Genomic DNA, 24,499 nt, shown 5'->3' with positions numbered 1-24,499 from the left:
CCACGGGCTAAGTTGGTACCGTGAGCGCAACGAGAGTCTTCGTCGCCCGACTCGCCGGCTGCGCCGTCTTCGACCCCGCCGGCGATCGGGTCGGAAAGGTGCGCGACGTCCTCGTCGTGTACCGCCGCAACGACCCGCCGCGGGTCGTCGGACTCATCGTCGAGGTCCCCGGCAAACGACGCGTGTTCCTCTCGATCGGCCGCGTGACCTCGATCGGCGGCGGCCAGATCATCACGACCGGGCTCATCAACCTGCGCCGTTTCGAGCAGCGCGGCGGCGAGGTGCGCGTGATCGCCGAGATGCTGGGCCGCAAGGTGACCTTCAACGACGGCTCGGGCGAGGCATCGATCGAAGACGTCTCGATCGAGGAGCTCGAGCCGGGCGAGTGGGAGGTCGAGCAGCTCTTCGTCCGCCGCCCCAAGGGCGCGTCGCCGTTCTCGAAGGGCCAGTCGGCGTACGTGACGTGGCGCGAGGTGCGCGAGTCCGCGACCTCGGGCGAGGCGCAGTCGGCCGAGCAGCTCATCGCGACCTATTCCGAGCTGAAGCCCGCCGACCTCGCGAACACCCTCCTCGACCTGCCCGTCGCCCGACGCCAGGAGGTCGCAGAGGAGCTCTCCGACGACCGGCTCGCCGACGTGCTCGAGGAGATGCCCGAGTCCGACCAGGTCGAGATCCTCTCGGGCCTCGGCGACGACCGCGCAGCCGACGTGCTCGACCACATGCAGCCCGACGACGCCGCCGACCTCATCGCGCAACTGCCAGAGGAGCGCGGCGAGCACCTGCTCGAGCTCATGGAGCCCGAAGAGGCCGAAGACGTGCGCATGCTGCTCACGTACGGCCCCGACTCCGCGGGCGGACTCATGACGACCGAACCGATCATCGTCTCGGCCGACGCGACCGTGGCCGAGGGACTCGCCCTCATCCGCCGTCACGACCTGCCGCCGGCGCTCGGCGCGGCCGTGTGCGTCACGCTGCCGCCCTACGAGGCCCCCACCGGCCGGTTCCTCGGCGTCGTGCACTTCCAGCGCATGCTGCGCTACCCCCCGCACGAGCGCCTCGGCACGCTCATCGACCAGGGCCTCGAGCCCGTCGGCGCCGACACGTCGGCCGCCGAGGTGAGCCGCATCCTCGCGAGCTACGATCTCGTGTCGGTGCCCGTCATCGACGAGAAGCACCGACTCGTCGGCGTGGTCACGATCGACGACGTGCTCGACTACCTCCTCCCCGATGACTGGCGAAGTCATCCCGATGACGACGACGAGGTGAGCAAACGCGCGACCGCCCGCGCACAACTGACGACCGGCAGCATCCCGATCCCGACCAATGCGAGGAGGGCAGCAGATGGCACGCGTTAACACCGCAGACGAGCGGCGTTTCGACACCCCGAAGGGCACCGGCCGCTCGCCGTTCCGTCGCGGCAACCCCGACAAGGATCGCTTCGGCCGCTTCACCGAGTGGGTCGCACGCGCGATGGGCACCCCGGGCTTCCTGCTCGGGCTCTCGCTGTTCGTGATCGTCTGGCTGGTCTGGAACACGTACGCGCCCGAGCAGCTGCGCTTCGACTCCCAGGTCTACGGGTTCACGGTGCTCACGCTCGTGCTGAGCCTGCAGGCGTCCTATGCCGCCCCGCTCATCCTGCTCGCGCAGAACCGTCAGGACGACCGCGACCGCGTGCAGATCGAGCAGGACCGCCAGCGCGCCGAGCGCAACCTCGCCGACACCGAGTACCTCGCGCGCGAGGTCGTCGCCCTGCGCCTGGCCATGCGCGACCTCGCCTCGAAGGACTTCATCCGGGCGGAGCTGCGCGCCGTGCTCGAAGAGCTCGACCGCGCGGCGGCCGACCGCACGACCGACGAGGACGCCGCGAATGCCGCACCCCGATCCTGAGGCGCTCGAGGCGGCGATCCGTCGCTCCCTCGAGTCCGTGATCGACCCCGAGATCCGCAAGCCCATCACCGAGCTCGACATGCTCGAGTCGGTGCAGGTCTCTGGCGGGCGCGCGCACGTCGTGGTCCGCCTCACGATCGTCGGCTGCCCGGCATCCGATCGCATCGAGCGCGACGTGCGGCAGGCCGCCGAGGCCGTGGCGGGCGACGTGCCGGTCGAGGTGACGCTCACGGTCATGACGCCCGAGCAGCGCACCGCGCTCACCGAGCGGCTGCGCGGCGCGAAGGCCGCCCGCGGCAACCCGTTCGGGCCCGGCACGCTCACCCGCGTGATCGCGGTCACGAGCGGCAAGGGCGGGGTCGGCAAGTCGACGCTCACGGCGAACCTCGCCGTCGCGCTCGCTGCGCGCGGCCTCTCGGTCGGGCTCATCGACGCCGACGTGCACGGCTTCTCCATCCCGGCGCTGCTCGGCCTCGTCGACGCCGAAGGACTCGCCGCACGACCGACGCAGGTGAACGACATGATCCTGCCGCCCGTCGCGCACGGCGTGAAGGTCATCTCGATCGGCATGTTCGTCGAGCCCGCCGAGCCGGGCGCCCGTGCCTCGTCGACCGCCGTCGCCTGGCGCGGGCCGATGCTGCACCGCACGCTCAACCAGTTCCTCACCGACGTCTACTTCGGCGACCTCGACGTGCTGCTCGTCGACCTGCCTCCTGGCACGGGCGACATCGCGATCTCCCTCGGGCAACTGCTGCCGAACGCCGAGGTGCTCGTCGTCACGACCCCGCAACCCGCGGCCGCCGACGTCGCCGAACGCTCGGGGGTCGTCGCACGGCAGACCGGCCAGCACATCATCGGCGTCGTCGAGAACATGGCCGGGTTGCCCGGCCCCGACGGCACCGTGATCGACCTGTTCGGCTCCGGCGGCGGCGACGAGGTCGCGCGGCGCCTGTCGATCGGGCAGTCCGAGCCCGTGCCGCTCATCGCGAGCGTGCCGCTCAGCATCGCCCTGCGCCAGGGCGGCGACGAGGGCACCCCGGTCGTGGCCGGCGCGCCCGACGACCCAGCTGCGCGCGCCATCGAGCGCGTCGCCGAGGTCGTCGCCGGCCGCCCCCGTCAGCTCTCCGGCCGCAGGCTCGACGTCTCGGTGCGGTGATCCCGATGCCGCGCGCCGCAGCTCCCCCTCCGGATGGGCGTTCGCGCGTGGTGCCGGGGGCGCGCCGACTGCTCGCCGCGCTGCTCCTCGGCGCGCTCGTCGCCACGTCGGCCGGGTGCGCGCCGCAGCCCGCCGCGACCGGGCAGCTCCCCGACGGCATCACCGCGAGCGTGCTGCAGAGTCGCCAGGACGTCGTCGACGGCCGCCTCGTGGTGCAGATCGACAACGGCACGGGCGCCGAGCTCGAGTTCGCCTCGTTCGACGTCGAAGCGCCCGGCCTCGAGCCGGGGCTGCACTTCGAGGGGCCCCGGACGATCCCCGACGGCCGATCGGTGCAGTACCGGGTCGACGTCACGCCCGCTCGGTGCGACGGCGATGCCGGCCCCGCAGCGGTCACGCTGTCGGTCGTCGCGGCTCCCGACGGCGGCGAGGGCGGCAGTGGCGGCACCGCCGCGGTCGGCACGATCGAGGCCGACGATCCCTACGACACCCTCCCCCGGTTGCAGAACACCGGATGCCTCGCAGGAGCCGTCGAGGCCGTCGCAACGTTCACCCTCGCCGAGCGCCTGCGCTCGACCGGCTCGGGCACCGACCGCCGCGCCTGGCTCGACATCGCGGTCGAGCCGACGGGCGCGGCGACCGGTTCGGTCGACCTCAGCGAGGTCCTCGGCACGACGCTGCTCTCGGCCGAGGACGGCCTGAACTGGTCGACGACGACCGCGCACGTCGAGGCCTCCGATGCGCCGTCGACGATCTCGTTGCCCGTGCGGCCCGCGCGATGCGACCCGCACGCCGGGGCCGAGGACAAGCGCGGCACGATCCTGCCGCTCGAGATGACCACGAGCGAGGGCTGGTCGGGGCAGTACGAGGTGCGCGCGTCGGCGACGCTGAAGCAGGACCTCTTCGCCTACTTCACCGAGCGGTGCGGTCTGCCGTCAAGTTGACGTCGAGACCCGGAGTGCACCCGTCAGCGGCCAGCTGACGCGACGCCTCGACCGCGGAGCGGGGCGGCCTCGCGGGACGCCCCTCAGGTCACGACCGGGGTTCGACCACCCTCGCGAGCAGCTCGACGAGCAGTCGTCCCGTGAGCTGCGACGGCAGCGCCTCGACGAGCGCCAGCACCGGCGCCATCTGCGCGGGAAGCCCGCCGCCCTCGCCGCCCAGCAGGCCGATCGCGCCGAGCAGGCCCGCCGCGGTCTCGGAGTCGAGCCCTCCCCCGGCGGCGAGCAGGGGCTCGACGCCGCCGGGCAGCGCCTCGGCGAGCCCCGCGAGCACGAGCTGCCCGTCGACCTGCGGGACGCCGCGCACCGCGTCGGCGGCCTCGACGAGCGCCTCGGAGAGCTCGTCGACGACCGCTTCGGTGACGGGCGTGATCGTGAGGTGCGTGGTGTGCGGCAGTCGGGTGCCGTCGGACTGCACGAGCCCCGGCTGCAGCTGCAGGAACCAGCCGGCGCCGCGCGCGGCATCCGCCCAGTGGTGCGGATCGACGCGGCGCTCGGGCTCGACCGACTCGTCGGTCGCGACCGCGAACAGGGGACCGGTGGGCACGCCGACGACGCGCAGCCCCTCGATGCCCTCGACGACCTCGCGCAGCGCGGCGGTCGCGCGCGCGGTCTTCGCCGAGAGCTCCGCGAACCCGGGTTCGCCCAGCACCTCGATGATCGACCAGGCGGCCGCGAGGGGGCCGGCGGGCTTCGACCCCGTCATCGTGGGGTTCACGACGGGATAGCCGGGCCATCCGGTCGTGCGGAAGTACTGGTGCCGCTGTCGGTCGCGCCCCCTCGTGAGGAGCACCGAGACGCCCTTCGGCGCGTACCCGTACTTGTGCAGGTCGGCCGAGAGGCTCGTGACGCCCGGCACGCGGAAGTCCCACACCGGCAGCCCATCGGGCCAGAAGCCGAGCGCGAAGCCGCCGATGCAGGCGTCGACGTGCAGGGCGATGCCGCGCGCACGGCAGACCGCCGCGACATCCGCGACGGGATCGAGGCTCGCGAACGGGTAGGACGGCGCCGAGACCACGACGAGCGCGACGTCGTCGCCCAACCGGTCCTCGATCGCGGAGGCCGCCAGCGTGCCCGTCGCCGGGTCGACCGGCACCAGGTCGAGCACGAGCCCGAAGTACTCCGCAGCCTTGTGGAAGGCGGCGTGCACCGTGATCGGGGCGACGATGCGCGGCACGCGCGGCGTTCCCTCTCGCGCCGAACGCCAGGCGTCTCGCGCCGTCTTGACGGCGAGCAGGCAGCTCTCGGTGCCGCCCGACGTCACGGTGCCCACCACGACCTCGGCGGAGTCGGCGCCGCCCCCCGTGTCGCCGTGGAACACGCGTCGCGCGAACCCGACCACGCCGGCCTCCATGGCGGCGACCGAGGTGAACGTCGTCGGGTCGAGGCCGTTCACGGGCTGCACGAGTCGCGCCGCCGAGGCCGCGAGCTCGTCGAGCTCGGCGAGGCCCGAGTCGTACACGTACGAGAGCACCCGGCCGCCGTGCGTCGGGGCATCGCCCTCGCGCAGGGCCGCGAGCTCGGCGAGCACCTCGGCGGGGTCGCGTCGGAAGTCGTTCATGGTCACACCGTCTCCTGCTGGTCGTGCCGGTCGTTCCGCGCCGCCGACTGAGGCGACGCGCCGGATGCGGATGCGACATCCGCATGGATGTCGTTCCGTCGCAGGCCGTACCGTGCGAGCGGGATGAGGCTGAGGAACACGAGCAGCGCCGGCAGCGCGCTGAAGCTCACGGCGATGCCGGCGATCGCGGCCGACGGCTGCTCGACGACGGTCGAGCCGGTCGATTCGAGGTAGCCCGTCAGCGCGAGCACGATCGTGAGCACGGTCGCGCCGAGCGCCATGCCCGCGGTCTCGCCGGCGGTCCAGATGCCGCCGAAGCTGCCGGCGCGCCCCTCGCCGTGCTCGCGCGCGTCGTGCGAGATGACGTCGGGCAGCATCGCCATCGGCAGGGTCTGCATGCCCGCGTAGGCGGCACCCGCCAAGGCCACCGGCACGTACACCCAGTCGCCGGGGGCCCAGATCATGCCGATCATGCTCAGCGAGGCGACCGCGAACAGCAGGCTCGCCCATTGGAACGCGCGCTCCTTGCCGATGCCGCGTGAGATCCGACTCCACAGCGGCGCGCAGAGCACCGCCGGGGCGATGAGCGCGACGAAGAGGAACGTGAGCGCGTCGTCGCTGCGCATCACCCACACCGCGACGTAGTTCGCGCCCGCGAGCATCACGCCCGTGGCGAGTCCCTGCAGGATGAACGTCGCGAGCAGCGCGCGGAACGGGGCACTCCGACGAAGCGCGGCGAATCCCTCGGCATACGCCGCACGGATGCCGCGGCGCGGCGCCTGCACCCCGGGCAGGCCGCGCGGCGCGGTCGAGACGGCGACGAGCATGCCCGCGCCGATCACGAGACCGGCGACGACGGCCATGATCAGGTAGCCGACCGCCTCGTCGTCGCCGCCGACGCGGCGCAGCATCGGTCCGCCTGCGCCGAAGAGCAGGATCGCGAGGCTCAGCACGACGACGCGCCACGAAAGCAGGCGCGTACGGGCGTCGTAGTCGGAGGTGAGCTCTGCGGGCAGCGCGATGTACGGCACCTGGAACAGGCTGAACGCCGTCGCCGTCGCGAGGAACGCCAGGAACACCCAGACGCCGGACGCCGCGGAGCCGAGCCCTGCCGGGACGGCGAACGTCAGCACGAACCCGACGGGCAGTGCGAGGGCGCCGACGCGCATCCAGGTGCGGCGGGTGCCCGTGCGGGCGAGCGCACGGTCGCTGTGCTCGCCGATCCACGGGTCGATGACGACGTCCCACACCTTCGCCGCGGTCACCACGAGCCCCGCGACCAGTGCGGTGACGCCGAGGGTGTCCGTCAGGTAGAAGACGAGGACGAGTCCGGGCAGCGTCGCGAAGCCACCGGTCCCGAGGGAACCGATGGCATATCGGGTGACGACGCCGCGGGAGAGGGGGCGCTCCGTTGCGGTCATGGAGGCATAGTGTAATCCCCCCGTCGACCCCGCATGTCACGAAGTGGGTCAACTGTCCTAGACTGTGCGGCATGCGCGCCACGATGGCCTCCCCCGACCTGTACGCCCGCCTCACCGCCGAGATCGTCGCTTCGGGCGACGCGACGGTCGAGGTGCCGACGCCGTCCACCGGCGAGACGCTCCACCTGCTGCCGCAGTCGAGCGCCGCCGATGTGCTCGATGCGACCGCCAGAGCCCGCATCGCGCAGCTCGCGTGGGCCCGTGCGGGCTTCGCCGAGCGCCGCCGCATCCTGCTGCGCGCGCACGACCTCGTGCTCGAGCGCCGCGAACTGCTGCTCGACCTCATCCAGCTCGAGAGCGGCAAGACGCGCGGCCAGGCCTTCGAAGAGGTGTTCCAGGCGGCCTCGGTCACGCGCTACAACGCGCTCTCGGCGAAGAGGGCGCTGCGCGGCGGCGCCCGTCGGGGCGGCATCCCGACCGTGCTCACGGCGAGCGTCCGGTACAAGCCGAAGGGCGTGGCCGGAGTCATCACGCCCTGGAACTACGCGCTGAGCCTCGCCGCCATGGACGTCGTGCCCGCGCTCGCGGCCGGCTGCGCGGTCGTGCAGAAGGCCGACGACCAGGGTGCCCTGTCGATCCTCGCGCTGCGTCGGGCCTTCATCGACGCCGGTGTTCCCGAGGCGCTCTGGGCCGTCGTCACCGGCCCGGCGGCAGAGGTGGGCGAAGCGGTGACGGATGTCGCCGACTACATCTGCTTCACCGGCTCGACGGCCACCGGTCGCAAGGTCGCCGAGAAGGCCGGTCGCCGGCTCGTGGGCGCCTCGCTCGAACTGGGCGGCAAGAACGCGCTGCTCGTGCTCGACGACGCGGAGCCGATCGATGCCGCCCGCGGTGCGGCGCACGCCGCCTTCTCCGCGATGGGCCAGCTCTGCGTCTCGGTCGAGCGCCTCTACGTCGACCGCAAGGTCGCCGGCGCGTTCCAGCGCGAGCTCGTGAAGCGCCTGCAGGGCGCCGCGCTCGGATCCGACCTCGAGTTCGGGCCCGACTTCGGCTCGCTCACGAGTGCGGCGCAGCTCGCGCGCGTGCAGTCCAACCTCGACGACGCGCTCGCCAAGGGCGCGACCGTGCTGGTCGGCGGCAAGGCGCGCCCCGATCTCGGCCCGTGGTTCTTCGAGCCGACCGTGCTCACCGGCGTGACCCCCGACATGAGCGTCTACGCCGACGAGACGTTCGGCGCAATCGCGTCGCTCTACCTCGTCGACGGCGACGCCGAGGCCATCGTGGCGGCGAACCAGAGCCAGTACGGCCTGAACGCGTCGATCTTCTCGGGCTCGCTGCGGCACGCCTCACGCGTCGCCGACGCCCTCGACGCCGGCAGCGTCAACATCAACGAGGGCTACCGCGGATCGTTCTCGGCCGTCGCCGCCCCCATGGGCGGGGTCAAGCAGTCGGGCGTCGGCCGCCGCAACGGCCATGAGGGCCTCCTGCGCTTCGTCGAACCGGTCACGGTCTCCCGCGCCACGGGCCTGATCGCGCTGCCCCGCACTGGCACCGAGTACCGCACGCTCGTGCCGGTCATGGTGCTCGTCTCGAAGTCGCTCAAGGCGATCCGCCGAGCCTGACGGCCCGCCGCGGCATCCGCTCGCCCGAATCGCCCGACCATCGGCGAAGGGGGCGACGGATGCCTCGGCTCAGGTGGCTTCGGAGTCGAACGGTGCGGCCTCGCCCGCGCCGAGCGCCTCGCGCTTGCGCTTGCGCTGCAGGTAGGCGGAGTTCTCGTTCACCGCGGCCCTGGCCACCACGGGGGCGGCGGGCTCCGCGAACGGGTCGGCGTCGCTCAACGCGTCGCGGATGATGCGGCGCGGGTCGTACTGGCGCGGGTCGAGCTTCTGCCAGTCGACGTCGTCGAACTCGGGACCCATCTCCTCGCGCATGCGGTCCTTCGCTCCGTTGGCGAAGTCGCGTACCGAGCGCACGAACTTGCCGAGCTGGGCCGCGTAGTGCGGCAGGCGTTCGGGGCCGAGCAGGAACACGGCGATCACCCCGATGATGAGGAGTTTCTCGAACGTCAGACCGAACACCGTTACAGGATAGTCGGCGGCGAGGCGTGCGAATCGCACACGCTGCTGGCCGTAGGCTTGGCAGCTGAGAGAGTGCCGGGAGCCGCATCGTGTCCGAACGTGACCTGAACTGGAAGTACGTCGACGAATCCGTCGTCGAGAGCGAAGCGGTCGCCCGCGCGCGCCAGCAGTCCGTCGAGCTCGGCATCGACCCGGTCTCGCCCGCCGTCGGCGCCCAGCTCGCGGTCATCGCGGCCTCGGCGCGCGCCGAGTCGATCATCGAGGTCGGCACGGGCGTGGGCGTCTCGGGCCTCTGCATGCTGCAGGCCGCGCGCGGCGCGCTGCTCACCTCGATCGACACCGAGAACGAGTACCTGCAGGCCGCACGCGAGAACTTCGCCGATGCCGGCATCGCGGCCGCCCGCGTGCGCCTGATCGCCGGGCGCGCGAGCGAGGTGCTCCCCCGCATGAACGAGAACTCCTACGACGTCGTGTTCATCGACGCCGACGCTGGCTCGGTCATCGAGTACGTCGAGCACGGCCTGCGCCTGGCGAAGCCGACCGGCTCGGTGCTCGTCGCCCGCTCGCTCTGGCGCGGGCGCGTGGCCGATCCTGCGCGACGCGACGACGAGGCGACCGCGTTCCGGGCGCTCATCACCGAGCTCGCGGCCTCGCCCGCCGTGGCCACCGCGGTCTCCCCGGCCGGCGACGGGCTCCTGCAGATCGTCAAGCTCGGCGCCTGACCCCGCAGGCCCGGGCCCGCGGCATCCGCTCGCCCGCGTGCTCGGGGCCGCAGGCGCAGCGCTCCGCAGACGACGGATGCCGCGTCACGGCCTCGTGACGCGGCATCCACCCACTTCTCGTGCCCGTCGGAGTCGCCGAACGGCCCGCCGGGCATGCCTCGAGCCGAGCACCGCACGCGGGCTCGGCTCGAAACGGTTGGAACTGATCAGGCCGGGTTGACGACGCCGCCGAGCACGTCGTAGAGCTCCTTGGCCTCAGCATCGTTCACCGAGACGACAAGGCGACCGCCGCCCTCGAGCGGTACCCGCACGATGATCAGACGACCCTCCTTCACAGCCTCCATAGGCCCGTCTCCGGTGCGTGGCTTCATGGCCGCCATTGAGCTACCCCTTTCGTGGCTGGATACAACCATTATCGTGCATCGGAAGCAGTCCTGAGAAATCGCCGTGAGGCTGTGGACGACGCGGCAGGACTCACGGCGGCGTCCAGTCGCGCCCGTCGATGCCCCAGCAGATGAGCAGCCATCCGACCTGGAGCGCGAGGAACACGACGACGATGCCCCAGCGGTACCACCTGGCGCGCGGGATCGCCGCCGCCCCGAGCAGCGGGAAGAGCGGCGACGCGATGCGGAACACGCTCGACTGCGGGAAGAAGACCGCGAGCAGGTAGAGCGCGTAGCTCGTCGACCACAGTCGGATGTCGACGCCGAGCCGTCGCACGGCGGGCGTGACGAGCAGCAGGCCGAATCCGAGGAGCAGCGCCAGGACGGCGATGGTGCCGAGCGGCTGGCCCAGCCACCATCCGCCCGACTCGAACCACGCCGTGAACGGCACGAGCTCGCCGTAGCCGATGTAGGCGGCGCGCCAGGCGAGCTCGGTGTCGGTGTAGGCGTGCAGGTCGCCCGTGCCGATCGCGGCGACGAGCAGCCAGCCGAACCCGAAGAGCACGGCGAAGGCCGTCGCGGATGCCGCGAGCACGCGTTCGCGCAGCGGGAACGGGTCGTCGCGCCGCCGCCACCAGCGCCACACCCAGTGCAGGCCGAGGGTGAGCGCGAACGCGAGGGCTCCCGGCCGAGTGAACGACCACAGCGCGATCACGGGGAACAGCCAGCCGTACCGGCGATCCACGAGCAGCAGCAGCGCCGTCGCGAGCAGCAGGTAGCCGAGCGACTCGGCGTAGCCGAACTGCATGATCGGCGAGACCGGCGCCACGCAGAACAGCACGACCGCGAACATCGCCCGGTCGGGTTCGAGGAACCTCGACATGAGCCGATGGAACACGAGGGCCGCGCCGAGGCCCGCGGCGAGCGCCACCACGACCGACGCCACGTTCCACGGCACCTGGAACCAGGTGAGCATGCCGACGAAGGTCGGGTAGACGGGCATGAACGCCCACGCGTTCTCGGTGACCTGGCCCGTGTCGTTCAGCGGCACCTCGCTCGGATACCCCGCGAGCAGGATGATCTGGTACCAGCGCGCGTCCCACATGTTCGCGTACTCGAAGTACCCGGGATTCGCGCCGGTCCAGGGGTTCGCGCCCTGCGCGCTCGCGAGCAGCAGCACGAACACCGTCGTGATCGCGCGGGCGCCCGCATACACGAGCACGACGCGCGCCCACCAGGGGGCGACCCGCCAGCGCACGCGCGGCGACCACCGCGTCGCGCGGAACGGATCCGGCTCGCGCTCGACCGTCGGCCGGGGCTCGGGCTGCGCCGTCGTCATGCGCGGGTCAGGCCCCGGTGAGCCACGAGCGCAGGCCGACCTCGCACGCGACGATCGCGTCGAGGCGCACGCGCTCGTCGTCGGTGTGGGCGAGGCTCGGGTCACCGGGTCCGTAGTTCACGGCGGGAACTCCGAGCGCGCTGAAGCGCGCGACATCGGTCCACCCGTACTTCGGCCTCGCCTCGGCGCCGACCGCCGCGAGGAACCCCTGCACGAACGGGTCGTCGAGGCCCGGCCGGGCGCCGGCCGAGGCATCCGTCACCGTGAGCTCGTACTCGGGGAAGAGCGCGCGCATGGCGGCGATCGCCTCGTCGACGGACCGGCTCGGCGCGAACCGGTAGTTGACCGTGAGCACCGCCTCGTCGGGCACGACGTTGCCGGCGACGCCTCCCCGGATGCCGACCGCGCTGAGGCCCTCGCGATAGGCGAGCCCCTCGACGTCGACCGTCTCGGCCTCGAACGCGGCGAGGCGCTCGAGCGCCGGTGCGAGCGCGTGGATCGCGTTCACGCCCATCCACGGACGAGAGGTGTGCGCCCGCGTGCCCGTCGCGCGCAGCTCGACGCGGAGGGTGCCGTTGCAGCCGCCCTCGACCTGCCCGTTCGAGGACTCCCCCAGGATCGCGAAGTCGGCCTCGAACAGGTCGGGCCGGGTCTCGGCGAGCCGCTTGAGTCCGTTGAGGTCGGCCTGGACCTCTTCATGGTCGTAGAACATCCACGTCACGTCGTAGACCGGTTCGGCGAGCTCGACGGCGAGCTTCAGGGTTACCGCGACCCCGCCCTTCATGTCGGTCGTGCCGCGCCCCCACAGGTAGTCGACGCCGTCTTCGGTCTCGAACCGGGTCGGCACGTTGCCGTTGATCGGCACGGTGTCGAGGTGCCCGGCGATCACGACCCGGCGCTCGCGCCCCAGGTTCGTGCGGGCGACGATCGTGTCGCCGTCGCGGTACAGCTCGAGGTGGGATGCCGCGGCGAGCGCCCGCTCGACCAGGTCGGCCAGCACCGTCTCATCGCCCGACACGCTCGGCACGTCGCAGATCGCCCTCGTGAGCGCCACCGAGTCTGCGGTCGGATCGAGCGGAGCTGGCATGTCGGCGGTCTCGGCTGGCATTCCCCGATTCTACGGATGCCGCGGCTGCGGCACCCACCGCCGCCGACCGAGTGCGCGGACCGAGCGTCGCCCCGCGTCATCCGCGCGCGGCGCTCGGTACCCTTGATGCATGCCTGCGAACGAGCCCGTCATCGCCCCTGTCCGCACCGCCTCGGCGGCCGGTCTCACGACCATCGCCGGCGACGGCACGGTGCTCGACGCCTGGTTCCCGGCGCCGACGCTGGGCGACACGGCACCGGCCCTCGCTTCAGAGCACGCGGCGCTCGCAGGCGACGACTCGCGTCGGAATGTGCGTGTGGAGGTCGTCGAGCTGACGATCGACCTCGATGCGGCCCCCGCGTCGACCGCCGACGCGTACCTGCGCCTGCACCTGCTCTCTCACCTGCTCGCCGCGCCGAACACGATCAACCTCGACGGCGTCTTCGGACACCTGCCGAACGTGGTGTGGACGAACGCCGGACCCGTGCACCCGGCCGACTTCGACCGGCTGCGCCCGGCGCTGCAGCGCGCCGGCATCCACGCGACCGGTCTCGACAAGTTCCCGCGCCTGCTCGACTACGTCACGCCCGAGCGCGTGCGCATCGCCGACGCCTCGCGCGTGCGGCTCGGCGCGCACCTGGCGCCCGGCACCACGGTCATGCACGAGGGCTTCGTGAACTTCAACGCCGGCACGCTCGGCAACTCGATGATCGAGGGGCGCGTCTCCCAGGGCGTCGTGGTCGGCGACGGCTCCGACATCGGCGGCGGCGCCTCGATCATGGGCACGCTCTCGGGCGGCGGCACGCAGCGCGTCGCGATCGGCGAGCGCGCCCTGCTCGGCGCGAACTCCGGCATCGGCATCTCGATCGGCGACGACACCGTGGTCGAGGCGGGCCTCTACGTCACGGCGGGCACCAAGGTCGCGCTGCTCGGCGGCGGCACCGACCGCACGGTCAAGGCCCTCGAGCTCTCGGGCGTGCCGAACCTGCTGTTCCGCCGGAACTCGGTCAGCGGCCGGGTCGAGGTGCTCTCGCGCGACGGTCACGGCGTCACCCTGAACACCGCCCTGCACGCCTGACGATCCTCGGCCTCCACCTGGGCGGCGCGCTCCATTACAGTGGTGCCTCAGGCCGCCGCACGGCGGCCGTCCTCGGGGGCGAGCACGAAGGAGTGACGTGGGCACCGACGCACCCAGAACCCGACACCACGGCTGGCTGCGAGCGCTCACCTGGGTGCTCGCGATCGTGCTGCTGCTCGTGCTCGCAGCGGGGGGCGTCGGCTGGTGGACCGTACAGCGCTCGTTCCCCACGACGAGCGGTCGCCTCGACGCACCGGGGCTCGTCGCCGCCGTCAGCGTGTACCGCGACGACGCGGGAATCCCCCAGATCGTCGCCGAGAACGACCACGACTTGTTCTATGCCCAGGGGTTCGTGCACGCGCAGGACCGCTTCTGGGAGATGGACTTCCGCCGCCACGTCACCGCCGGCCGCCTCGCCGAGCTCTTCGGCGAATCGCAGGTGGGCACCGACACGTTCGTCCGCACGCTCGACTGGCGCGGTGTCGCCGAGCAGGAGTACGAGCTCCTCGACGATCAGGCCCGCGCCTACTACACCGCGTACGCCGAGGGCGTGAACGCGTACCTCGCGAGCCGCAGCGGCGCCGAGCTCTCGCTCGAGTACGCCGTGCTCGGGCTGCAGAATCCCGGCTACTCCCCCGAGCCGTGGACCCCGGTCGACTCGATCGCCTGGCTCAAGGCGATGGCCTGGGACCTGCGCTCGAACCTCGGCGACGAGATCGACCGGGCACTCCTCTCGACCGCACTCCCGACCGAAGAGGTCGCGCGCCTGCATCCCGACGTCGACTGGTCGACCACGCCGACCATCGTCGACGGCCTGCCCGCCACCGCTGCGCCGGCATCCGCAGGCGACGCGACCCCGCTCGCGACCGACACGGCGACGGATGCCGCCGACGGCCGTGCCGCGACATCCGACGACACCTCGGACTACGCGGCCGCCCTCACCTCGCTGCGTGCGACCCTCGACGGCATCCCGGCCCTGCTCGGACCCGAGGGCAACGACATCGGATCCAACTCCTGGGTCGTCTCGGGCGCGCTCACCGAATCGGGCCGGCCGCTGCTCGCCAACGACCCCCACCTCGGGCCCGCCCTGCCCTCGATCTGGGCCCAGATGGGCCTGCGCTGCGCCCAGGTCACCGAGGACTGCACCTTCGACACGGCCGGCTACACCTTCGCAGGCCTGCCGGGCGTCATCATCGGCCACAACGACCGCATCGCGTGGGGCTTCACGAACCTCGGGCCCGACGTGGCCGACCTCTACCTCGAGCGCGTGACGGGCGACACCTACGAGCTCGACGGGCAGCAGGTGCCGCTCATCACGCGCGAGGAGACGATCGAGGTCGCGGGCGGAGCCCCCGTGACGATCACCGTGCGCTCCACGGGGCGCGGGCCGCTGGTCACGGACACCACCTCCGACTTCGGCGCCGTGGCGGAGCAGTACCCCGCGGCATCCGGCGCCCCGGAGGGCACGGGAGCACTCTCGCTGCAGTGGACCGCCCTCACGCCGGGCACGACCGCGCAGTCGATCTTCGCGCTCGATCGCGCCCGCGACTGGAACGAGTTCCGCGCGGCGGCCTCGCTGTTCGACGTGCCCTCGCAGAACCTGGTCTACGCGGACACCGAGGGCAACATCGGCTACCAGGCGCCGGGCGCCGTGCCGATCCGCAAGCACGGCGACGGCACGCTGCCGCAGCCCGGGTGGACGAGCGACGTCGGCTGGACCGGAGAGGTCGCGTTCGACGACCTGCCCAACGTGCTGAACCCGCCCCGCGGCTACATCGTGACCGCGAACAACGCCGTCGCGAACAACGCGAAGAGCGGCGGGCCGTTCATCACCGCCGACTGGGACTACGGCTATCGCGCCACGGCCATCGAACGGCTGCTGAAGGAGAAGATCGACGCGGGCGAGAAGCTCACGGCCGATGAATTCACGCGCATCCAGCTCGACACGGGCGATGCCAATGCCGCCGCCCTCCTGCCCGTCATCGCCGAACTCGACCTCACCGGCGACGCCGCACGCGGCGCCGACCTGCTCGCCGACTGGAACGGCCGAGCGGAGGCCGACAGCGCGGGTGCCGCGTACTTCGCGATCTTCTGGAAGCACCTGCTCGGCGACATGTTCGAATCGCTGCCCGAGCAGACCAGGCCGACCGGCGGCGACCGCTGGTACCGCGTCGTCGGCACCCTGCTCGGCGAGCCCGACGCCGCCTGGTGGGCGAACGAGCGCCTCGGCGTGACCGGACGCGACGCCATGATCGCCAACGCCCTCGACGAGGCCTGGACCGAGGCGAACAGCCGCATGGGCAGTTCCAGCGATTCCTGGCGTTGGGGTCGCCTGCACACGTTGACCCTCACCAACCAGAGCTTCGGCACGTCGGGCATCGCGCCGATCGAGTGGCTCTTCAACCGCGGCCCCTACGAGCTCGGCGGCGGATCCTCGATCGTGAACGCCATCGGATGGGATGCCACCCAGGGCTACGGCGTCGACTGGGTGCCCTCGATGCGCATGGTCGTCGACCTCGCCGACTTCGACGCCTCGACGTGGGTCAACCTCACCGGTGCCTCCGGGCATGCGTTCCACCCGAACTACACCGATCAGGCGACGCTCTGGCAGCACGGGGAGACCCGCGCGTGGCCGTTCAGCCTCGACGCCGTGCGGCACGCGGCGAAGGACACGCTGAACCTCCGGCCGGTCGCGGGGGTCGCGCCCGCGACGCCCACGCAGACCGAGTCCCCCTCGGCGGGCTAGGAGACTGCCGGCCCAGCACGCCGAAGGGGCGCCACGTCGAACGTGGCGCCCCTTCGGCGTCTGTGCTGCCCGCGGCATCCGATCGCCTCGAAGGCGGGGTGCGGATGCCGCGGTGCGGCGCTCAGGCGCCGGGGTAGCGGCGCTCGGGCTCGCCCACGTAGAGCTGCTGCGGGCGACCGATCTTCGTCTGCGTGTCGAGGTTCATCTCGCGCCAGTGCGCCATCCAGCCGGGCAGGCGGCCGATCGCGAACAGCACGGTGAACATGCGGGTCGGGAAGCCCATGGCCTTGTAGATGACGCCCGTGTAGAAGTCGACGTTCGGGTAGAGACGACGCTCCTTGAAGTAGTCGTCCTGGAGGGCGAACTGCTCGAGCTCCTTCGCGATGTCGAGCAGCGGGTCGGCGACGCCGAGGCCCGCGAGCACCTCGTCGGCCGACTGCTTGACGATCGTGGCGCGCGGGTCGTAGTTCTTGTAGACGCGGTGCCCGAAGCCCATGAGCTTGACGCCGTCTTCTTTACGCTTGACGCGCTCGACGAACTTGCCGACGCCCTCGCCCGAGTCGCGGATCTGCGCGAGCATCTGCAGCACGGCCTCGTTGGCGCCGCCGTGCAGCGGACCCGAGAGCGCCTGGATGCCTGCCGAGATCGACGAGTACAGGTTCGCGCCCGTCGATCCGACGAGTCGCACGGTCGACGTCGACGCGTTCTGCTCGTGGTCTTCGTGCAGGATCAGCAGGCGGTCGAGCGCCTTGGAGAGCGTGGGGTCGATCTCGTACGGCTCGGCCATGTTGCCGAAGTTCAGTCGCAGGAAATTGTCGACGAAGCTCAGCGAGTTGTCGGGGTACAGGAACGCCTGCCCGAGGCTCTTCTTGTGCGCGTACGCGGCGATGACCGGCAGCTTCGCGAGCAGTCGGATCATCGTGAGCTCGACGTCGTCGGGGTCGGAGCCCTCGTAGTACGTCGACAGGGCCGAGACCGCGCTCGAAAGCACCGACATCGGGTGCGCGGTGTGCGGCAGCGCCGAGAAGAACCGCTTGAGGTCCTCGTGCAGCAGCGTGTGCCGACGGATCTTCTCGTCGAACTCGCCGAGCTGGTCGGCGGTCGGCAGCGTGCCGTAGATGAGCAGCCAGGCCACCTCGAGGTACGTGGAGTGCTCGGCGAGCTGTTCGATCGGGTACCCGCGATAGCGCAGGATGCCCTGGTTGCCGTCGATGTACGTGATCTCGGACTGCGTCGAGGCCGTGTTCACGAAGCCGTAGTCGAGGGCGGTCAGCCCGGTCTGTCGCGTCAGCGTCGACAGGTCGATGCTCGAGGCGCCGTCGACGGCCGCCCGGATCGGGAACTCCGCGGTGCCACCGGGGAAGTTGAGGGTCGCCTGAAGGGGCTTCTGGCCTTCGGCGTTGTTCAGAGCGTCGCTCACGGCGCCTCCCGTGATCGTCATGTGCGGTCACCTGCTTTCCGTCACGCAGCCCGGTTCGACCGCGATCCGAACTACAGCCTAGACGTGGCCGGGGCACACTGTCGCATCCGCCAAGACATCCGCTCTGGTGTTGCCGGATTCGACAGTCGACGCCTCAGCGAACCCGCTCATCGCTGTGCGAGACCACGAATTGGTCGGAAGTTCAGGCGACGGATGCCGCGAGTCGACGCGCTGCCGCCGCGATCCGTTCGTCGGTGGCCGTCAGCGAGAGCCGCACGTGCTCGGGGTAGTGCTCGCCGTAGAAGTGGCCGGGGCCGGCGACGATGCCGAGGTCGGCGAGTCGCCCGATGGACTCCCACGCATCGCGCCCCTCGGTGGCCCACAGGTAGAGCCCGGCCTCGCTGCGGTCGATGCGGAACCCGGCAGCCTCGAGCGCCGGCAGCAGCACGTCGCGGCGAGCCCGGTAGCGCTGCTTCTGCACCGCGACGTGCTCGTCGTCGCCGAGCGCGGCCACCATCGCGGCCTGCAACGGCGCCGGCAGCATCAACCCGGCGTGCTTGCGCACGTTGGTGAGCTGCTCGATCAGGCGCCCGCAGCCGACCACGAACGCGGCGCGGTATCCGGCCATGTTCGACTGCTTGCTGAGCGAGTACACGGCGAGCGTATTGCTGCGGTCTTCACCGCTCACGCGGGGGTCGAGGATGCTCGGGACCCGCTCGGCGTTCCAGGGGGCGTCCCAGCCGAGCTCGGCGTAGCACTCGTCGCTCACGATGGTCGCGCCGAGTTCGCGCGCCCTGGCCTGCGCCGCGCGGAGTTCGTCGACGTCGAGCACGCGACCGTCGGGGTTGCCGGGGCTGTTCAGCCAGACGAGCTTCGTCGCGGCGGGCCATTCGGCCGGGTCGTCGGATGCGAGGGCGTCGGCCCCGGCGATCGCAGCGCCGATCGCGTACGTGGGGTAGGCCGCACGCGGATGCACGACCACGTCGCCCTCGCCGACGCCGAGCATCAGCGGAAGCAGCGCGACCAGTTCCTTCGAGCCGATCGTCGGCAGCACGTTGCGCTCGCTGAGGCCAGTGCCGACGACGCCGCGGCGCCGTTCGAACCACTCGACGATCGCCCGGCGCAGCTCGGGGGTGCCGATCGTCTGCGGGTACGAGTGCGCATCGGTCGCAGCGGAGAGCGCGTCGCGGATGACGGCGGGCGTCTCATCGACCGGCGAGCCGATCGAGAGGTCGACGACGCCGTCGGGGTGCGCGGCCGCACGCTCCCGGTACGGGGTCATGAGGTCCCACGGGTAGTCGGGGAGAGCGCCGAGCGCCATGCTCAGTGCGCCTGCGGGGGCAGGGCGGAGATGACGGGGTGGTCCTTCGCGATGACGCCGACCTTGGCGGCGCCGCCGGGCGAGCCGAGGTCGTCGAAGAACTCGACGTTGGCCTTGTAGTAGTCGGCCCATTCGTCGGGGAGGTCGTCTTCGTAGTAGATGGCCTCGACCGGGCAGACCGGTTCGCAGGCGCCGCAGTCGACGCATTCGTCGGGGTGGATGTAGAGCGAACGCTCACCCTCGTAGATGCAGTCGACCGGGCATTCGTCGATGCAGGCGCGGTCTTTGACGTCGACACACGGAAGGGCGATGACGTAGGTCACGGTGGCTCGCGGTCCTTTCGGAAGACTGGGACTTCAGTCTATGCCGCGCCGAACCCTACGCGACGCCGTAGCCCGGCGACGTCGGCCGCGCGGCCGCGCGAGCGGGCAACCGCGGCCATGCCACGACGAACACCGTCACGAGTGCAGGCCCGATCGACCAGATCGTGCCCGTGAGGTCGCCGACCACGAGCACCGAGCCGCCGGGGCCGGGGAGGGTGAGCAGCCCGACCATGAGGATCACGCCGAGCCCCGCGACTGCCGCGACCAGCCGGCCGCCGCCGATCGTGCGGAACGCCACCAGCAGCGCCGCGACGCCGATGAGCGCCACGACGAGCCCCCAGGGGAGGCTGACATCGCCGACCTGCCAGACCTGACGGTGACCGACGGTGCCGAGCGTGCCGTAGACGGCTCCGACGAGGAGCGCGAGCACGAGCGTCGCGATGCGACTCCAGAGGCTCGCGCCGTCGACCGCGCTCACTTCGGCGTCACCGTGTACGAGACCGTGTCGTCCTGCACCGCGAGCAGGACGACGTAGGTGCCGTTCGAATAGACGTTGGCGTCGAGCTGGCCCCCGGTCAGCGCGTCGCGCTGCTCCTGCGTCATCGACGTGTCCTCGGCGAAGCCGGCCTCCTCGAGCGCCGACGCCGCGGCTGCCGCGGGGTCGGCCTCGGTCGAGGTCACGACCACGACCCAGCCGTTCGAGTCGCCCGTGCCGATGCCGACCGTGATCTGCCCCTCGACGATCGGGATCTCGGCCGGGAACCCCTCGGGCAGTTCGCCGCCGAGGCTCACGTCACCGCCCGTGGCTCCCTCGATCGCGTCTTCGACGCCGTTCTGCACGAGGTCTTCGACGGGGTTCACGCAGCCCGTGAGCATGCCGGCGGCGAGGCCCGCCGCGGCGATCGCGAGGAGGCCGCGGACGGCTGCGCGCGGCATCCGCACCGCGGTCTGGGATGAAGGCATCGGAACTCCTCGGTGGTTTCGGGGTGTCCTCGGATCCTACCGGCGCGCCGATGCGGCGGCCACGGGCGCACCGGCCCGACGCGCGCGGCACGATGCCGTAGCGTGAGGGCACAGCCCATCGAGAGGACCGATCGACGATGACGACGCCCGAATCCGAACCCGCCCGTCCCGAGGTCGACCTCGCGTTCGACGGCGACGTGGCGATCATCACGATCGACCGCCCGAAGGCGCTCAACGCGCTCTCGGCGAGCGTGCTCGAGGCCCTCGACGACGCGTTCGTGCGCATCGCGGAGGCTTCGGCATCCGTTCGGGGCGTGCTGCTCGTGGGTGCCGGCGGACGCGCGTTCGTCGCCGGCGCCGACATCGCGGGCATGGCGGGAGCGACGCCCGCGGAGGGAGAGCGATCGGCACGCCTCGGGCACCGCGTCGCGGCGCGCATCGAGGCCTGCCATGCTCCCGTGATCGCCTGCGTCGACGGCTTCGCACTCGGTGGCGGCCTCGAGCTCGCGCTCGCGTGCGACATGATCTACGCGACGGATGCCTCGGGGTTCGGCCAGCCCGAGGTGCGACTCGGGCTCATCCCCGGGTTCGGCGGCACGGTGCGCCTTCCGCGCGTCGTGGGCCCGGCGCACGCCAAGGAACTCATCTACAGCGGACGACGCATCGGCATCGACGAGGCCGTCGAGGCGGGCCTCGTGCTGCGCCGCTTCGCCGACCGGGAGGCGTTGCTCGCCGGTGCGCGCGAGACGGTGGCGCAGATCGCGCAGAACTCCCCCGTCGCCGTCGCCAATGCCAAGCGCGTGCTCGTCGAAGCCGCCGGTCGCAGCACCGCCGAGGCCGTCGCACGCGAGATCGCGGGGTTCGGCGAGGCGTTCGGCACCGACGACATGCGCGAGGGCGTCGCGGCGTTCCTCGAGAAGCGCGCACCCGGCTTCAGCCGCTGACGCCGGGCGCGACCCGGCGGCCCGGGCCTCGGCCGGTCGTGCCCGTTCGCGGCGCTCAGCCGGTGACGCGCATCGCCAGCCAGGCGAAGCCGTCGAACCGCACGCCGTCGGTGCCGAACATCTCGAGGTGCAGGTGGGGTCCGGTCGACTGACCGGTCGTGCCGACGAGCCCGATCTGCTGCCCGGCCGTGACGTGGTCGCCGACGCCGACCGTCATCGAGCCGCTCTGCATGTGGGCGTACGACGAGGTGACCAGCGTGCCGGCGATGTTGTGCTGCACCTCGATGTTCACGCCGAGGCCGCCGCTGTTCTCGGTCGCGAGCACGACGACGCCGTCGGCGATCGCCATGACCGGTGAACCGTTGCCGGGGTTGAAGTCGACGCCGTCGTGGTTCGTCGAGCAGCCGGCGCACGGCGCCGACCGAGGGCCGAAGCCGTCGCTCTGCCGCTCGGGCGTGAGCACGGGCCACACGATGCGCTCCGACTCGATGAGCGAGACCGAGCCCACGCTCGCGACCTGGGAGACGATGGGCGGCGGTGCCGCCTCGACCGCGTACGAGCTCGCGCCGGCGACGGCCGCCGGCATCACGACGTCGCTCGCGACCTCGACCGTCTGGGGGGCGAGCTCGACGGTGTCGCCCGAGTACTCGGCCGGCGCGTAGACCGAGGCGGTCGTGTCGGCGGCACTCACGGCGAGAGCCGGGACGCTCGAGCTGACGACCATCGCACCGACGAACCCGAGCCCGAGGAGCACGAGGACGGAGCGGCGCGGCAGCAGGTCGCGTGCGGATGGCACGGTCGCGACGGCGGCGCGGAACGCCTCGGAGGAGAAGGGCGAGCGGATGCGGTGTCCGCGAACGGCCGCGCGTGATCGCGCTGCGGCTCGGCGGCCGGTGTGGGGGAAGGTCATAGCTGGTGCAGGGATTTCCGGTCGGGGCGTCCAGGGGAACCATTCCAACGTATGAAACGTTTCTGGACAAACCCTCAACTTCTCATGCGCAACCCGTGTGTACGCCCCACCGACCAGCGCCTCCGGAGACGCGAACGGGGCGGATGCCGCAGACCCAGGCCCGCGGCATCCGCCCCGTTCGAAGCGACTAGCCCTGCTTCTTCAGGCGCGACGTCGTGCGAGCACGGGTCGTCGCGTCGAGCTCGACCTTGCGGATGCGCACGGCGGCCGGGGTCACCTCGACGCACTCGTCTTCGCGCGCGAACTCGAGGCACTCCTCGAGCGAGAGCTGGCGCGACGGAGTCATCGACTCGAAGTTGTCGGCCGTCGACTGACGCATGTTGGTCAGCTTCTTCTCCTTGGTGATGTTCACGTCCATGTCGTCGGCGCGCGAGTTCTCGCCGATGACCATGCCCTCGTAGACCTCTTCGGTGGGGTTCACGAAGAAGGTCATGCGCTCCTGCAGGGCGATGATCGCGAACGGGGTCACGACGCCGGAGCGGTCGGCGACGATCGAGCCGTTGTTGCGGGTGACGATCTGGCCCGCCCAGGCGTCGTAGCCGTGCGAGATCGCGTTGGCGATGCCGGTGCCGCGCGTGGTGGTCATGAACTCGGTGCGGAAGCCGATGAGGCCGCGGCTCGGAACGATGAACTCCATGCGCACCCAGCCGGTGCCGTGGTTGGACATATTGTCCATGCGGCCCTTGCGCGAGGCGAGCAGCTGCGTGATCGCGCCGAGGTACTCCTCGGGTGCGTCGATCGTGAGGTGCTCGTACGGCTCGTGCGTCTTGCCGTCGACCTGCTTCGTGACCACCTGGGGCTTGCCGACGGTGAGCTCGTAGCCCTCACGGCGCATCTGCTCGACGAGGATCGCGAGCGCGAGCTCGCCGCGGCCCTGGACCTCCCACGCGTCGGGGCGTCCGATGTCGACGACCTTGAGCGACACGTTGCCCACGAGTTCGCGGTCGAGGCGGTCCTTGACCATGCGCGCGGTGAGCTTGTGGCCCTTGACCTTGCCGACGAGCGGCGAGGTGTTGGTGCCGATGGTCATCGAGATGGCGGGCTCGTCGACGGCGATGATGGGCAGCGGGCGCACATCTTCGGGGTCGGCCAGGGTGTCGCCGATCATGATGTCCTCGAAGCCGGCGACCACGGCGATGTCACCGGGGCCCGCGCTCTCGGCGGGGTAGCGGTCGAGGGCCTTCGTGAGGAAGAGCTCGGTCACGCGGACGTTCTGCACCGAGCCGTCGTGCTTGACCCAGGCGACCGTCTGGCCCTTCTTGATCGTGCCGTGGAACACGCGGAGGAGCGCGAGGCGGCCGAGGAACGGAGACGCGTCGAGGTTGGTGACGTGCGCCTGCATGGGGTGCTCGTCGTCGTAGACCGGGGCCGGGATGTGCTCGAGGATCGCCTCGAAGAGCGGCTCGAGGTCGTCGTTGTCGGGCAGTTCGCCGTCTTCGGGCTTGTTGTGGCTCGCGGCGCCGTTGCGGCCCGAGGCGTAGACGACGGGAACGTCGAGGATCGCGTCGAGGTCGAGATCGGGCACGTCGTCGGCCAGGTCGGAGGCCAGGCCGAGCAGGAGGTCCTGGCTCTCGGCGACGACCTCGTCGATGCGCGCGTCGGGGCGGTCGGTCTTGTTCACGAGGAGGATGACCGGCATGCGGGCCTCGAGCGCCTTGCGCAGCACGAAGCGGGTCTGGGGCAGCGGGCCCTCGCTCGCGTCGACGAGCAGCACGACGCCGTCGACCATCGACAGGCCGCGCTCGACCTCACCGCCGAAGTCGGCGTGACCCGGGGTGTCGATGACGTTGATCGTGACGGGGCTGCCGCCCGAGTGCTTGCCGTCGTACGAGATCGCCGTGTTCTTGGCGAGGATCGTGATGCCCTTCTCGCGCTCGAGCTCGTTCGAGTCCATCGCGCGCTCTTCGACGTGGGCATGCTCGGCGAACGAGTGCGTCTGGTTGAGCATCGCGTCGACGAGCGTGGTCTTGCCGTGGTCGACGTGAGCGACGATCGCGACATTGCGCAGGTCGTTGCGGGTGGCGTTCGCCATGTTCGGTCCTCTGGGCTGGTGGGCTTCGAATGCCGCACCCCGCGGCCGCGAGGGCGGCACGACG

The 24,499-nt window shown here is 71.4% G+C and carries 22 protein-coding genes; 9 read left to right on the top strand and 13 right to left on the bottom strand.

Annotated features, from left to right (window positions below; translation table 11 throughout):
- The first annotated feature begins 20 nt into the window (after positions 1 to 20).
- Genes BM342_RS08560 through BM342_RS08545 form a run of 4 tightly spaced genes read left to right on the top strand, consistent with a single transcriptional unit; the run spans position 21 to position 3,987 of the window.
- The gene (locus BM342_RS08560; protein ID WP_092964966.1) at positions 21 to 1,355 is read left to right on the top strand and encodes a magnesium transporter MgtE N-terminal domain-containing protein; all 1,335 of its coding nucleotides are present in this window, start codon (positions 21 to 23) and stop codon (positions 1,353 to 1,355) included.
- Entirely contained in the window at positions 1,342 to 1,887 is a 546-nt protein-coding gene (locus tag BM342_RS08555; protein WP_092964965.1) for a DUF1003 domain-containing protein, read from the top strand. The genes BM342_RS08560 and BM342_RS08555 overlap by 14 nt, the downstream gene beginning before the upstream one ends.
- On the top strand, positions 1,868 to 3,043 hold the full coding sequence (locus tag BM342_RS08550) for an Mrp/NBP35 family ATP-binding protein (RefSeq protein ID WP_092964964.1): 1,176 nt from the start codon (positions 1,868 to 1,870) through the stop codon (positions 3,041 to 3,043). Before BM342_RS08555 ends, BM342_RS08550 begins: the two co-directional genes overlap by 20 nt.
- A 5-nt stretch (positions 3,044 to 3,048) precedes the next feature.
- Positions 3,049 to 3,987, top strand: coding sequence for a hypothetical protein (locus BM342_RS08545; protein WP_143109796.1), 939 nt, complete (start codon positions 3,049 to 3,051; stop codon positions 3,985 to 3,987).
- Positions 3,988 to 4,075: 88 nt separating this feature from the next.
- Here the strand turns inward: BM342_RS08545 and BM342_RS08540 are convergent, their stop codons facing one another.
- Together BM342_RS08540 and BM342_RS08535 are read right to left on the bottom strand one after the other, a co-directional pair.
- Positions 4,076 to 5,605, bottom strand: coding sequence for a pyridoxal phosphate-dependent decarboxylase family protein (locus BM342_RS08540; RefSeq protein ID WP_092964962.1), 1,530 nt, complete (start codon positions 5,603 to 5,605; stop codon positions 4,076 to 4,078).
- Between the two features lie 2 nt (positions 5,606 to 5,607).
- Complete coding sequence (locus BM342_RS08535) at positions 5,608 to 7,026, bottom strand: MFS transporter (RefSeq protein WP_092964961.1); 1,419 nt, start codon at positions 7,024 to 7,026, stop codon at positions 5,608 to 5,610.
- 71 nt (positions 7,027 to 7,097) lie between these two features.
- Here BM342_RS08535 and BM342_RS08530 point away from each other — a divergent pair, with 71 nt between their 5' ends.
- Entirely contained in the window at positions 7,098 to 8,648 is a 1,551-nt protein-coding gene (locus tag BM342_RS08530; RefSeq protein ID WP_092964960.1) for a succinic semialdehyde dehydrogenase, read from the top strand.
- 69 nt (positions 8,649 to 8,717) lie between these two features.
- Here BM342_RS08530 and BM342_RS08525 read toward each other — a convergent pair whose 3' ends face one another.
- On the bottom strand, positions 8,718 to 9,107 hold the full coding sequence (locus BM342_RS08525; RefSeq protein WP_092964959.1) for a sec-independent translocase: 390 nt from the start codon (positions 9,105 to 9,107) through the stop codon (positions 8,718 to 8,720).
- An 89-nt stretch (positions 9,108 to 9,196) separates the two neighbouring features.
- Between BM342_RS08525 and BM342_RS08520 the strand changes: the two genes are divergently transcribed.
- Positions 9,197 to 9,829, top strand: a complete 633-nt coding sequence (locus tag BM342_RS08520) for an O-methyltransferase (protein WP_092964958.1) — start codon at positions 9,197 to 9,199, stop codon at positions 9,827 to 9,829.
- A 206-nt stretch (positions 9,830 to 10,035) separates the two neighbouring features.
- Here BM342_RS08520 and BM342_RS08515 read toward each other — a convergent pair whose 3' ends face one another.
- From BM342_RS08515 to dapE, 3 genes are all read right to left on the bottom strand, one after another.
- Positions 10,036 to 10,209 (bottom strand): DUF3117 domain-containing protein, encoded by a 174-nt coding sequence (locus tag BM342_RS08515; RefSeq protein WP_067875042.1) that lies wholly within the window; start codon positions 10,207 to 10,209, stop codon positions 10,036 to 10,038.
- 94 nt (positions 10,210 to 10,303) lie between these two features.
- Positions 10,304 to 11,551, bottom strand: a complete 1,248-nt coding sequence (locus BM342_RS08510; RefSeq protein ID WP_255368622.1) for a hypothetical protein — start codon at positions 11,549 to 11,551, stop codon at positions 10,304 to 10,306.
- Between the two features lie 7 nt (positions 11,552 to 11,558).
- Entirely contained in the window at positions 11,559 to 12,659 is a 1,101-nt protein-coding gene (dapE, locus tag BM342_RS08505; RefSeq protein WP_255368621.1) for a succinyl-diaminopimelate desuccinylase, read from the bottom strand.
- A 109-nt stretch (positions 12,660 to 12,768) separates the two neighbouring features.
- Here dapE and dapD point away from each other — a divergent pair, with 109 nt between their 5' ends.
- Both dapD and BM342_RS08495 read left to right on the top strand, forming a co-directional pair.
- Complete coding sequence (dapD, locus tag BM342_RS08500; RefSeq protein ID WP_092964957.1) at positions 12,769 to 13,716, top strand: 2,3,4,5-tetrahydropyridine-2,6-dicarboxylate N-succinyltransferase; 948 nt, start codon at positions 12,769 to 12,771, stop codon at positions 13,714 to 13,716.
- Between the two features lie 97 nt (positions 13,717 to 13,813).
- Positions 13,814 to 16,462: a penicillin acylase family protein gene (locus BM342_RS08495; protein ID WP_218154902.1), complete on the top strand. Its 2,649-nt coding sequence runs from the start codon at positions 13,814 to 13,816 to the stop codon at positions 16,460 to 16,462.
- A gap of 121 nt (positions 16,463 to 16,583) precedes the next feature.
- On the opposite strand, the gene BM342_RS08490 is transcribed toward BM342_RS08495, so the two are convergent.
- The 5 genes from BM342_RS08490 to BM342_RS08470 form a co-directional block, all read right to left on the bottom strand.
- The gene (locus BM342_RS08490) at positions 16,584 to 17,903 is read right to left on the bottom strand and encodes a citrate synthase (protein ID WP_092964956.1); all 1,320 of its coding nucleotides are present in this window, start codon (positions 17,901 to 17,903) and stop codon (positions 16,584 to 16,586) included.
- Positions 17,904 to 18,084: 181 nt separating this feature from the next.
- Positions 18,085 to 19,203: a succinyldiaminopimelate transaminase gene (dapC, locus tag BM342_RS08485; protein WP_092964955.1), complete on the bottom strand. Its 1,119-nt coding sequence runs from the start codon at positions 19,201 to 19,203 to the stop codon at positions 18,085 to 18,087.
- Positions 19,204 to 19,205: 2 nt separating this feature from the next.
- Positions 19,206 to 19,526 (bottom strand): ferredoxin, encoded by a 321-nt coding sequence (gene fdxA, locus BM342_RS08480; RefSeq protein ID WP_092964954.1) that lies wholly within the window; start codon positions 19,524 to 19,526, stop codon positions 19,206 to 19,208.
- 55 nt (positions 19,527 to 19,581) lie between these two features.
- Positions 19,582 to 20,004: a hypothetical protein gene (locus BM342_RS08475; RefSeq protein WP_092964953.1), complete on the bottom strand. Its 423-nt coding sequence runs from the start codon at positions 20,002 to 20,004 to the stop codon at positions 19,582 to 19,584.
- A complete protein-coding gene (locus BM342_RS08470) occupies positions 20,001 to 20,489 on the bottom strand; it encodes a hypothetical protein (protein ID WP_143109795.1) in 489 nt (162 codons plus the stop codon). The genes BM342_RS08475 and BM342_RS08470 overlap by 4 nt, the downstream gene beginning before the upstream one ends.
- Positions 20,490 to 20,626: 137 nt before the next feature.
- On the opposite strand from BM342_RS08470, the gene BM342_RS08465 reads away from it, so the two are divergent.
- Positions 20,627 to 21,433, top strand: a complete 807-nt coding sequence (locus BM342_RS08465) for an enoyl-CoA hydratase/isomerase family protein (RefSeq protein ID WP_092964951.1) — start codon at positions 20,627 to 20,629, stop codon at positions 21,431 to 21,433.
- A gap of 55 nt (positions 21,434 to 21,488) precedes the next feature.
- On the opposite strand, the gene BM342_RS08460 is transcribed toward BM342_RS08465, so the two are convergent.
- Complete coding sequence (locus BM342_RS08460) at positions 21,489 to 22,343, bottom strand: M23 family metallopeptidase (RefSeq protein WP_092964950.1); 855 nt, start codon at positions 22,341 to 22,343, stop codon at positions 21,489 to 21,491.
- A gap of 187 nt (positions 22,344 to 22,530) precedes the next feature.
- Positions 22,531 to 24,435 carry a translational GTPase TypA gene (gene typA, locus BM342_RS08455; RefSeq protein WP_092964949.1) on the bottom strand — a complete coding sequence of 635 codons (1,905 nt, stop codon included), beginning with the start codon at positions 24,433 to 24,435 and terminating at the stop codon, positions 22,531 to 22,533.
- Positions 24,436 to 24,499: the final 64 nt, after the last annotated feature.

The sequence above is a fragment of the Agromyces sp. CF514 genome (assembly GCF_900113185.1).
GTDB lineage: Bacteria > Actinomycetota > Actinomycetes > Actinomycetales > Microbacteriaceae > Agromyces.
This window is presented reverse-complemented; position numbering and strand designations above follow the sequence as displayed.